Raw genomic sequence first — 12,016 nt, forward strand, 5'->3', positions numbered from 1 at the left:
ATTTCAATAAAGCTTTAGTTGGAATACATCCCCAGTTAAGGCAGATTCCTCCTAAGTTTTCTTTTTCGATAATAGCAGTTTTGAAACCCAATTGTGCTGCTCTGATGGCAGTAACATATCCACCAGGACCACTTCCGATGACAATAATATCGTAATTCATTAGTTTAAAAATTTTATGCGAATTTAAGGAAAAATATTGGATGTTGAATGTTTCTGCCTGTTCATCTAACAATGTAGGTTTAAGCCTGTTTCCTTTTAATTTTATGCAAAAAAGAGAACACAAAAAGTATTCTCTTTCAATAAATTTTATTTTCAATTAAAAATTTCGTAAAACTGAATTAATAGAATTAAACTATTTCAATTTTATTTTTAATAAATCTATGGCAGATTTCTAAGGGCCCGTTTTTCTCTTTTATATTTTTCTGTTAAAGCCCTTATCTGTTCCTGTTTCATTTTTTTGCTTAAAACAGGATGATTCATAATCATTTTCTTCTCTGTATTGTACTTTTTGTCCAGCTCACGTGCTTTAAGATTAATCATCTCACTTCTCGAAGGTGGAGAAGGCGGTGGAGTCGGACGCGGAGGATGTTTTTGGGCAGAAACATGCATTGACATACCCAATAACAAAATGGTTGATATCAATAACTTTTTCATAACATTTACTTTTTAAATGATCATTAATTAATAACTTATCAATTAATCATTGTGGTTTACAGTATATGTACATATATCATACCAGATTACAAACGGCAGTTTATTGAATTTCAATATTTTGCTTTAAAGACAGGCTTTTCGAAGAATTTCCCACCAAGATTCTGTAGGTTCCCTTTTCTACTTTCCAGTTCATTTTTTCATCCAAAAACTGTAATTCTTTTACGGGCACTTCAATGGTAACAATCTTTGATTCTCCGGGTTGCAATTTTACTTTCTGGAATCCTTTTAATTCGATAATCGGTCGTGAAACTGAGGCCAACAAATCTTTTACATACAGCTGAACCACTTCGCTTCCGGCTTTTGAGCCTGTATTTTTAACATTCACTTTGGCCATAATGGTTTCATCTTCTGAGTATGCCGTTTTATTCAACTCTAAACCGGAGATTTCAAAAGTAGTATAACTCAATCCAAAACCAAATGGGTACAACGGTTCACCACTCAGGTCATGATAGTCATTTCCCCTTCCCGTCGGATGATGATTGTATGATAAAGGCAACTGACCTTCTTCGATAGGAAAAGTGATGGGTAATTTCCCTGACGGGTTTTCGGCTCCGAAAAGAACTTTTGCCACTGCATTTCCGCCTTCTTCTCCGGGATACCAGACATCCAGAATGGCCCCCACCTGATCTTTCCATTCCGTTGTTTTTATGGCTGAACCTCCGATCAGAACAACGGATGTCGGTTTTTTCAATTTAGAAACTTCATGAATAAACGATTCCTGATTTCCGGGTAAGCTTAAAGAAGAACGGTCCTGGAATTCTCCTTCATGAATTCCCGCCGCCACAATGATATAATCTGCATTTCGGGCCAGTTGTAAGGCCTCATTAAAATCTTTCTGGTAATTGTTCAGTCCATAATTCCAGATCAGCTCAATATTCGCTTCTCCCCTGTTTTCATGGAACTCAACAGTAATATCATATTTTTTTCCTTTTACAAAATCTATTTCAATTGTTTTAGTGGAATAGCTTAGTTTTTCCCATTGATCAATAACTAATTTTCCATTCAGGTAGAGTTTGAAACCATCATTCCCGCGCAATCCAAGTTGATATTTCCCTGAATCCGGAGCTTCCAGTTTTCCCATCCATCGAATGCTGTAATGATCCGGCTGAAGTTTTGCAGGATCAGGAGAATATAATGTCCATTTAAAGTTAAGTTGTTCATCCAGTCTTTCAAAAGAAGGATTTCCGCTTAAATTGCTATTGGAGAAATAGTTTCCTTTTAATCCTTTTTTATTTTCAAAAGACAAAAATTCATTAGGAATCGTGGTAACTTCTTTTACATTCCAGTCAATCCCTTTTGAATAGATGATTTCAACATTTTTATTTTTAGTAAAATTCTTAATTCCGTCTAGAATGCTTACTTTTTTGTTTCCCGGTCCGGAATAACCACCTAGTCTTGCATCAGCTGCATCTGCCCCCACAATTAAAATCTTTTTTACATTTTCGGGAACAGGAAGTGTTTGGTTGTTATTTTGAAGTAAAACAAAAGATTCAACAGCAGATTTTTCTGCTAAAGGTTTATGATTGAGTTTTTTAAATTCTTCTATTTCTTTGCTTGAAACATATGGGTTTTCAAATAATCCAAGTTCAAATTTGGCTCTCAGAACTCTTGACACTGCATCATCAATTCTTTCTTTTGAGATTCTTCCGTCTAAAAATGGGGGAATGAATAATTCATAATGTTTGTATTCCGTCTGGAAAATTACATCAAGCCCTGCATTTATCGCCTGTGCAGAAGCATCATCGTAATCTTTTGCCGTAAAATGCAGAACATTGGCTCCGCCTACCGCACTTGCGTCACTAATGACAAAGCCTTTGAATTTCCATTCATTTTTTAGTTTTTCCGTCAGCAACCACCGATTGGCTGTAGAAGGTCTTCCGTCAAGCAAATTGTACGAAGTCATCACCGATCTGCTCTTTCCCCGGATAAATGCTTTCTGAAAAGGAACCAGGTGAGTTTCTTCCAGATATCTTTTGCTCCAATGGATCGGATAAGAATCTCTTCCGCCTTCCCCTACATTGGCTAAAAAATGTTTTGGAGTCGTCATGATTCCCTGATTTTCAAATGAACTGACAAAACTGACACCCATCACGGAAGTTAAAAATGGGTCTTCTCCATACGTTTCTTCTGTTCTTCCCCATCTTACATCACTCGCCAGATTCACTACGGGTGTTAATATCTGCCGGATTCCTCTCAATTTAGATTCTTTTGCAATGGCCGTTGAAACTTCTTTCATTAATTCAGGATTGAAAGTTGCCGATAAAGCGATTGCCTGCGGAAAAGCGGTTGCTCCTTCTCTGACCAATCCATGTAAAGCCTCATCAAAAGGAATAATGGGAATTCCCAGCCTTGATTCTTCTACAAAATATTTCTGAATGGCATTGATTTTTTTCACCAGTCTTTCGGCATCCTCATTGGCATTATATTTCAGCAATTGTCCTGCTGCTCCGCCTCCCTGATTTCCCGCACTTACCTGTAATCCAAAGATTCCATGTGAATACTGAGTTTTTGGAACATTATCCAAATCTCCGGGAATCATGAAACATTGCCAGAATTTTTCTTCCGGTGTCATTCTTTTCAATAAATCCTGAACTCTTGTTTCAACAGGTTGCTTCGGATCTTTATATAAAGGTTTTTGAGCCGAAATGAAAATGAAGCTGAATAATGCAATTCCGATCAGTTTAAAACGATATAATTTCATTATTGCGTTATTTGAATTACTGTTGCATATTTTAGGTTTTTCTTTTCTTCAGGTAATGTAATTTCAACAGTATTTCCTGATTTTTTCCATTGAATTTTTGAGGTGATCCCCAATACTTTCAAAGATTTTGGCTGAAATTTTTCAGGAATTGAGAAGGTAAGCAAAGAAGGTGACTGATAATTTGTTTTTTCATCGATATGGAAAATATTCACCGTTCTTCCGTCTTTACTTTGGGTATAGTAAAAATTTCCTTCGTGGTAAGGAGCGATACTTCTCGTGGCAAAAACAGATGATTGATTTTTATCCATCCAGCCTGAAATTTCCGTCAACCTTTCGTAAACCACTGCATCATAATCCCCGTTCGGTCCGGGAGCAATATTCATCAGATAGTTTCCGCCTCTGGAAATGATCTTTATTAAAGTTTCTATGATTTTCTGAGAAGATTTGTAATTATCATTGGGTACATAGGAAAAAGAATCTCCCATGGTAATGCAGCTCTCCCACGGAATGGAAAGCGCATGTTCCGGGACCGCCTGTTCAGGAGTTACATAGTTTTCCCATTTTCCGGGAACGGTACGATCTACAATGATAATTCCGGGTTGGTTTTTACGGGCCATGGTTCCGATTTTATCCATATCAATGTCCTGCTCTACTTTGATGGTTCTTTGCCATTCTACTTTAGGATCAATGGTATGAAAAGGGCGAACCCAGCCTCCATCCAGCCACAATATGTCTATTTTGCCATAATTGGAGGTAATCTCATTGAGCTGGTTGAACGTAAACTTTTTGAAGTTTTCCCATCTTTCGGGATATTTTTTGGGGTCATAATTCACATTTCTGTCTTTCGGCGGGAAATAAGGCCACCAATAGTCGTCGGAATGCCAATCCGGCTTTGAGAAATAAGCACCAATCTTAAAACCTTCTTTTCTGAATGTATTGAAAATCTCCTTGGTAACATCTGCTTTCGGATTCTTTGAAAAAGGGGTTTTTGCAGAAGTAATTTTATAATCGGATTGTTGGGTATCAAACATGGCAAATCCGTCATGGTGTTTGGTGGTAAACACTACATATTTCATCCCTGCTTTTTTAACTGCTTCTGCCCATTTTTGTGGGTTAAATTGTGTCGGATTAAAAGTGGTCTGAAGATTTTCATAGTTCTTTACGTATTCATCATACGATTTTCCATGTTCTGGTTTTCGCTGTGTCCAGGATTCATCTTCCGGGCATAAGCTCCAGCTTTCAACAATTCCCCACTGGCTGTATGTTCCCCAGTGCATGAACAATCCGAATTTAAGATCCTGCCAATTTTCAAGATTCTGAACAACCAATGGATCCGTAGGCTTCTGATATCCTTCCGAAACATTGTGAGCCTGGGAAAAAAGGGTTGAAGAAATAAGTAATGATGATAGAAATACAGTCTTAGTTTTTTGTTTGATTAACATAAAGAATCCTTTTGCGCTAATTTAATCATGATTTTATGAACCTGCAATACAATACAGGTAGCTTCCTGTTTCAAATATCACTACTTTTACAAAGTTTAGCAGCTCAAAAGGTTTAGGCTTCAGCTTCTTTTTTGATCATTGCATTTCTTTCCAACAGGAAGTTTTTAAGATAATTGGTCAAGAAAACGGTGTTGAAAAATTTCCCAAGTATTCCAAATGGAGATTCAAATTCGAAAACATCAATCATTAATGTACCATCTTCTTTTTCTTTGAAAATATGCTGATGATTCAGGGATTTAAAAGTTCCTTTCAGCATAATGTCTGTAAACTGATAAGGTTTTTTCATATCAATGATTTTTGAGGTATGGGTTTGATAAACTCCCAAATGTTTGGCTCTCCAGGTTACGGTCTCATTGTTTTCAATCAACCCTGATGTACGTCCTGCAATTGCTTTTTCATTGGTTTTTGAGGTTGATTTCTGATGAAGATCAATATCTCTGGCTATATCAAAAACTTTATGAATATCTGCTTTGATATAGGTTTCTAAATAAATTTCAGGCATTGTTAAAAATTTGTTTGTCTGATTTAAGCAATATACTGCTTATTTCAAAATTTATAAATTAAGAAAGTCTCCTCTAGTCCGTTTATTCTGTAGTTTGAATGTGAAATACATCCAAATTTTAAACAGTAATGTTTTCATCTTAATTAGTTGTAAGCATTATTATATTTTCAAAAAAATTGAAATAAATCAAATACAATAGCTTTTAAGAACTTCTACCTTAGAACCATCTGTCATAAAAATACTTTCAGGCATTTTTTGCAACAGTACATTTTGAATATTGGAATTGATATGCTTAATCTTTTTAATGATAACCTCAATATTCTTTACAGCAATTAGATTCCATTTCTGATGCTGAATCTCGTACACTTTACTTCTCTGATCTGCTTTACCGCAAAAAGCCAAACTTCTTTGAATTATAAATTCCTGTTCACTTGTCAGTCTCTGATTTGCAGACAATTCTGTTCCTTCAACTTCAACATTCATTTCACAAATTGTATCTTTAATAACATACTGCAATTTCCTTTTTGTTTTTACACTCTTTAAATTTCTTAGTGAAAAAGGTTCTCCGTACACAAATTTCCCGGTAAAAAAGGTCAGAAATTTCGGAACCATTTCAGACAGGAAATAAATCCCTTTTATATTTCCGTTATCTTTTCTTTTTACATAAGTTCTGATATTTATTTCCGGAAAATATTGATGAAAAGGAATTTTAAATCCGAATAATCTTGCATTTGAAAACTCGAAACAAACAATGCTAATTATCGCTTTTCCGTCCAAAATATCCGGTTCTATATCCTCAGGTAGCATCCCGGCAAGTAATTCAGGCTGAATATAGAAGTTTAAATACACCAGGTTTTCCCAATTGCAGGTCATAAATTTGTAATTCTTTTTCATTATTTAAGTTTTTGAATTTTCAATAATTTTTGAAATAATAATTGAAATAAAAAAGGATTTGAATCCTTTCTATTTTAATAAGTTAGTAATCTTCCCTACTAACCAGTGGTCATCGCTTTTTATCGCCAGATCCATAATATTGTTGATCTTTCCTGTAACCGAGCTGAAATCGTCCATCAATTTGATGAATTCCTTAGCTTCAGGAGTATCTTTTTCATCAATATTCCTGAGCTCTTCTAAAAAAGAAATGACAGGTTCAATTTCTCTTTTTCTTCGTTCTTTGGTAATTTGCTTGAACAAAAACCAAACATCTTTTTCAGCCACAAAATATTCTTTCCGGTCACCTTTGATCAGTTCTTTTTTCACAATTCCCCAATCAATTAACCCACGAAGATTCATGTTGGCATTCCCTCTGGAAATTTCCAGCTGTTCCATTACCTCATCCGTAGAAAGGGGTTTATCACTTGCCAAAAGCAAAGCATGCACCTGTGCCATGGTACGGTTGATTCCCCAATTGGTAGCAAATGTTCCCCAGGTCTGAATGTATTTTTCTTTAGCTTCTGAAAGTTTCATTGTGTCAACGTTTAATTTCTATTACAAATATAACTAAATATTTTGAATTTTCAATAATTTATGAAAATAAATTTATCTATTACCTTCTCTTTGCAATACCTCTTTAAGATTATTCTACATTAATTTTGGCTTTCACACCCTCATTCCAGAATTTTGCTTCCGGGGTATAATATAAATAGGCATTACTGGCTTTACCCGTATATTCTCCTGCAAATTCAACTTTGAGATCCAGGTTGATCTCCTTTGTTTCATCGGCATTCAGGTATTCCCAGTATATCACCAGGTAATTATCAAATATCTCATAGTAGGCAATCTGTTTTTTATCAACCAAATCCTTTAATAGAGCATTTTGAAGGGTTAATCCTGCTGGAATTCCAATTTTGGCCACCGTCATTGGCAATTTGCCGTTAATTTTATTTTGAATCGTGACAGTCATCCTGTTGGTCTCCCCAACTTTTGAAGTTTCAGTTTTCAGTTTTGTTTCCATTGTTAAAGGGATATCTGAACTTTCTGGAGCCTGAAGTGTATGATACTGATAATCGAGCTTATAAGGCAGACCTTTTCCACTTGGATAATCCACCGAAATCTCATTACTTCCGTTTCTAAATGCTGAACCGAACCAAATATGGGGTTTTACTTCTGCTCCGTTTATTTTCATCTGGGGTTTTTCTGTTCCATATAACTTTTCATTTGTAGAGAAAAAATCGGATAAAACTTCCAGGGCTAAAGTTGTTGCCTGTGTAGAACCGAAGCCGTAATACCCGTTATAGTTCATAAGTTCATCTGCAGCTTCTGCAACTTTGGTCATATTGAGCCTGCTGTCTTTTTGCAGTGCCATTATGTAGAGAGATAAGGTTTCTGCATCGGCAGACATTCCGCGGGATCCAGTAAATGTTGATTTTATATCTAGTTTCTTGTTTTCGTACTGCTGCATTAATATGGCAAGCAATCTTTCATATTCCTCAATCTTTCCAAGATTGGCGGCGGTATTTGACATTAAAGCCAACTGATAGGAATCTTTAGTAGCTAAAGCTCTGCTTAAAGCTGTTTTATAGGAATCTTCAATCTCATTTTTGAATCCGATTTTGGACAATGCATATAGTACATACATGTTTCTGGACCAGGCATATTCGGAGTAAGGTTCATTTTTTTCATACTCTCTTCTTACTTCAAAGAGACCGTTTTTATTTTTCCTGGAAAGGATGAAAGAAGTAAGCCCCTGTATGAGCTTCGGGTCAATATTCACATATTTTTTCATATCCCTGAATTCCAGCAATGCAAAAGCAGAAAGGGCTACATCTGATTCTGCAGAACTGAAATATCCGATACCTCCGTCCCTGTTTTTATAGCTCAACATTTTCTGGTATCCTTTCTTCATGTTCTTAATGACCAAGTCTTCTGTTTCCGGCGTCATTTTCTTTACCGATTTCAGATAATCCAGAATAAAGATATTGGGATAAACGGTTGATGAAAGCTGCTCGAAGCACCCATATGGCTCCCTTTTCAGTCTTTCCAGATCTTCAAACATTTGTAATGCAGTGTTTTCATACACATAGTAGGAGGCAGAAAAGCTTCCGTGTATATATTCGGGAACAGTGATCTTTATGTTCTCAGATTTATTATTGATGATAGAATAATTATGCGGAAACCCTTTTTCCTCCACCTTTAAAGGAAGGATCATTGTTTCACGGAAATCACCTGAACGTATCGTAAACTGTATGTTTGAATGTATTATTTTATTGGTCTGCATTTCCACGAAGAAACGCCCGGATTCTAAGGGTCTCAGGGTAAGCATACTATCGGATCTGATGAGCCTGACATAGTTCGGAACTATGACATCCAGCGTCATTTTCCTTGTTTCCGGAGAATTATTTTTAACCACAACCGGGATGAGCACCTTATCTGTTTTCGTAACATATTGCGGGATTTTAGCATCTATGGAAATGAGGCTTTGAACGGCATAGGTGGTTTCATTTCTGCCCAGAAGTCCTGAGGTTGAAATTCCTTCGGTAATGATCCTGAAAGTAGTGTTCGCGTCCGAATTATAAAATTCCAGCTTTGCTTTTCCCTTTTTATCTGTTTCCACAACCGGATTCCAGTATAAGGTTTCCCTGTAATCATGACGAAAAGAAGTTGTAGTGGTTTTATATGCGGGGTAAGAGAACGCTCTGCTGTATGAATAAGAAACCATACTATCTGCAGGGATAGCTTTTACCGCATAATATGACGGAGGTGTAATATCCAGCTTTAGCTGTGACCTGCTATTTTTAAAAGAATTGATAATTACTACTCCATTTGCTGCACGGCTTCCATAGATGGATGTTGCCACCGCATCTTTTAAAATAGTTACACTATTGATATCTGCGGGATTAATAGTAGTATTGAAATGGTCTACAATCACTCCGTCTACTACGTATAAAGGATTTTTATTAGATATGGATAATTGGCCTCTTATCTGAATATTTACTGAGTTTCCGCTCAGCCCGTTAGCCGGAGTAACCACCACTCCAGCCACGCTACCACTTAGCACTGAAGCAAGAGACGGATTTTTAATACTTTCTGCCTGTGTAATTGCTGTAGAAGCCACCAAGCCTTTTTTTGCCATTGTATTGTACCCTAAAACAACGACTTCATCAATTTGGCTTTGCTTTACCCTTGCGGTATCGGAGTTACGCTTATTATACACAGTACGGCTTTCTATAGGTTCCTTATCTTTGGGTTTAGCAGGGTTTGTCTTTTCAACGGCTTCCTTTATTATTTCATCAACATCAATATGGTTGAGCGATTTTTTGGAAAGAGGATTTATATTAAGCTGATAGGCCAAAATCCTGATCTTGACTTTCCGCTTAGGCTCTATTGATTTGGCCACTACTGTATATGCACTTTCCCCGGAGAGATCCGAGAAATAAAATAAGCCGTTTTCCGAGGTAACCTGCTTTAAGATCTTAACACCATCTTCTACCAGGTAAACTTCCGCTTTTACCGGTTTTTTACTTTCATCTTCCACGACTCCGTATATGGGGTTTATTTTTTCGGGCAGATGCTTGTATTTTTTTGCCGCTATAACTTCCGGGATCAGTTCAAAATACCTGTATCCATTGGTAAGCATTACCAGATCCAGGCTTTTTTTTGCTTTTTCTTCTTTTTTATCGAAGTAAAACTGTGGCTTTTCTATTTTACCTTTGAGTTCAGAATCCATTAAAAGCCAAGAGATAAGGTGATTCTGTTTATCATCCGCATAGGTCCATAACTTATCATCTACCACGCTCACAGCCAGATTTGCAGACACAGGCTTATTGTTTTCGTCTGTACTTTCTATATCCAGTATTACTTTTTCACGGGGAAGATAATTTTGTTTAACGGGCTTTATTTTGATATTCATCTGCCTGTGTTCATTGGTGAAGATGATACGCTCGGCAAGTGGGGTTTCGTGTTCATATATGGTGAAGCTGCAAATACCTATAGGAAGATCATTCTCTAATAATTCAAAATAATTCATTCCTTTTTTAAGTGAGATTGCCCGGTTATAGATCTCTTTTTCCCGGAAGCTGCCTTTCAGGGTGATATTCTTTGAAGCTGTGGTGTTTATTCTGAAGAGAATTTTTCCGTTTTGCTGATGGATGTTCAGAATCAGACCTTCTTCATTTGCAATAGGGAGCGGATAAGTTTTGCTGATATTTTCCGGTTTCAGGATTTTTGTATGATAGGTTTCACCTTTCTTCGGGGTAAGGAGAAAATTCCCCATTCCGAAGTTATAGGCTGACGTTTCTGTAATTTTTTCGTTGTTCTGGTTAAAAACGGCTAAGGTTGCATCTACAGGCTTTTCAAATTCATCCAGTATCTTAAAGGCAATATTCTGTTCTAATCCGTTAATGAAAGTTCCGCCCTCCGGCATGAATTTTAGATCTACATTATTCAGTACAATAGGGATATTTCTGGAAATAGATTCCGTGAACCCTTCAAAATTAACTTTGATCGTAAGCAGAGCGTCTGATGATTTGAGGACTTCCGGCAATTTGAAGTTTAATTGTCTTTTTCCTTCTTTATCTGTCATAAGTTTTCCCTGGGCAACGATTTCTCCATCATGCATCACGGTATAATCGGCTTCGTAGAAAGGTATCGCCAGATTAGAAAGGCTTCGCATAGAAAAATCGGCCAATACTTCATCCCCTTCACCATATCCCTTTTTGGGAAAATCGAGCTTCATTAAAATTCTCGGGGATACGATCTTCTGGAGGGTAATTTCTTTTTCAAAGATATTTTTATGCTGTTCATTAAGCATCCAGGTGGTATAGGCTCTGATCTTGTAAATTCCACCTTTCATTTCCGTATCAAAATAAAAAAAGCCTTCGGCAAAACCGTTTTTTATTTCGTATTTGGATTTTTTGGTCACGCTTCCGCTTGGGTCTACAAGCTCTATGTTCACTACCTTGCTTTCTTCGGCCGGAAGGTTATTTTCTGCTTTTACCACATACACTTTGCAATACATTTCTTCGCCGGGCTTAAAGAAAACATGATTGGTTTGTACATAGGTTTTCTCTTTTGGAAAATCCTTAAAGCTTTCCTGTGCTCTCAATCCAATGTATGAAAACAAAAAAGCAAATATTGTAACGGGTGTGATCATTCTGAAATTCATACACTAAAATTGAAATGAAACCATACAGCCAAAAGTTTTATAGGAAGGAAGGTTGAAAAAATCAAGGCCTCTGCCGTTATCAAAATCATAAAAGTTCTGATTGGGATCTGCTCCCTGATTCGCCTGCCATAACAAAAGATTATTCATATACAATGTGAGCACTAAAGTTCTGTCCATCCCTACATTTACATTGGCAGACAGAGAAATGGTATTGATTCGTACATAGTCAGCCTTCTGAACGTAATCTTCCGCTACTCCTGAGTAGCCATACCTTACCCATCTGTTCTCTGAGACATTCTGTGCAGGATTATAAAAATCTACGGGAATCTGGTTGGTATTCCCATCAGTATTGACTCCGTGGAAAATGTAATTTTTGATATTTCTTTCCTGTCCTGAAACTGCAGAACGACCATAATAATCAAGAACAGCCTGAGTTCCGTTCCATATTTGCCCGCCTTTTTTCCATTCCCATTTAATGTCTAACGAAAATATTT

General features: G+C 36.7%; 8 protein-coding genes and 1 pseudogene. All 9 read right to left on the reverse strand.

Translation table 11 applies throughout. The annotated features are described in order from the left end of the window. Window positions 1-160, reverse strand: a 160-nt coding sequence (locus tag ACGHIN_RS14940) for an FAD-dependent oxidoreductase (protein ID WP_390455248.1), incomplete at its 3' end; no start/stop codon positions are given. 218 nt (window positions 161-378) lie between these two features. Next, on the reverse strand, window positions 379-654 hold the full coding sequence (locus ACGHIN_RS14945; RefSeq protein WP_390455228.1) for a hypothetical protein: 276 nt from the start codon (window positions 652-654) through the stop codon (window positions 379-381). Between the two features lie 100 nt (window positions 655-754). Then, the gene (locus ACGHIN_RS14950) at window positions 755-3,415 is read right to left on the reverse strand and encodes a glycoside hydrolase family 3 N-terminal domain-containing protein (protein WP_390455231.1); all 2,661 of its coding nucleotides are present in this window, start codon (window positions 3,413-3,415) and stop codon (window positions 755-757) included. Continuing rightward, window positions 3,415-4,857, reverse strand: a complete 1,443-nt coding sequence (locus ACGHIN_RS14955; RefSeq protein ID WP_390455234.1) for an alpha-L-fucosidase — start codon at window positions 4,855-4,857, stop codon at window positions 3,415-3,417. The genes ACGHIN_RS14950 and ACGHIN_RS14955 overlap by 1 nt, the downstream gene beginning before the upstream one ends. Before the next feature lie 112 nt (window positions 4,858-4,969). Then, the gene (locus tag ACGHIN_RS14960) at window positions 4,970-5,419 is read right to left on the reverse strand and encodes an SRPBCC family protein (RefSeq protein WP_390455237.1); all 450 of its coding nucleotides are present in this window, start codon (window positions 5,417-5,419) and stop codon (window positions 4,970-4,972) included. 186 nt (window positions 5,420-5,605) lie between these two features. Beyond that, window positions 5,606-6,313 carry a DUF2071 domain-containing protein gene (locus ACGHIN_RS14965; protein ID WP_390455240.1) on the reverse strand — a complete coding sequence of 236 codons (708 nt, stop codon included), beginning with the start codon at window positions 6,311-6,313 and terminating at the stop codon, window positions 5,606-5,608. Window positions 6,314-6,382: 69 nt separating this feature from the next. After that, complete coding sequence (locus ACGHIN_RS14970; protein WP_390455242.1) at window positions 6,383-6,886, reverse strand: GbsR/MarR family transcriptional regulator; 504 nt, start codon at window positions 6,884-6,886, stop codon at window positions 6,383-6,385. A gap of 109 nt (window positions 6,887-6,995) precedes the next feature. After that, entirely contained in the window at window positions 6,996-11,480 is a 4,485-nt protein-coding gene (locus ACGHIN_RS14975) for a TonB-dependent receptor plug domain-containing protein (RefSeq protein ID WP_390455245.1), read from the reverse strand. 45 nt (window positions 11,481-11,525) lie between these two features. Next, window positions 11,526-12,016: pseudogene (locus ACGHIN_RS14980) on the reverse strand (hypothetical protein); the annotation flags it as partial.

Origin of the sequence: Chryseobacterium barbadense (assembly GCF_042849955.1) — a bacterium.
Classification (GTDB): Bacteria; Bacteroidota; Bacteroidia; order Flavobacteriales; family Weeksellaceae; genus Chryseobacterium.

What these genes read in the sequence shown, in the direction of transcription:
- ACGHIN_RS14945 (WP_390455228.1), bottom strand. Translation starts at nt 654, where the DNA reads ATGAAAAAGTTATTGATATCAACCATTTTGTTATTGGGTATGTCAATG.
- ACGHIN_RS14950 (WP_390455231.1), bottom strand. Translation starts at nt 3,415, where the DNA reads ATGAAATTATATCGTTTTAAACTGATCGGAATTGCATTATTCAGCTTC.
- ACGHIN_RS14955 (WP_390455234.1), bottom strand. Translation starts at nt 4,857, where the DNA reads ATGTTAATCAAACAAAAAACTAAGACTGTATTTCTATCATCATTACTT.
- ACGHIN_RS14960 (WP_390455237.1), bottom strand. Translation starts at nt 5,419, where the DNA reads ATGCCTGAAATTTATTTAGAAACCTATATCAAAGCAGATATTCATAAA.
- ACGHIN_RS14965 (WP_390455240.1), bottom strand. Translation starts at nt 6,313, where the DNA reads ATGAAAAAGAATTACAAATTTATGACCTGCAATTGGGAAAACCTGGTG.
- ACGHIN_RS14970 (WP_390455242.1), bottom strand. Translation starts at nt 6,886, where the DNA reads ATGAAACTTTCAGAAGCTAAAGAAAAATACATTCAGACCTGGGGAACA.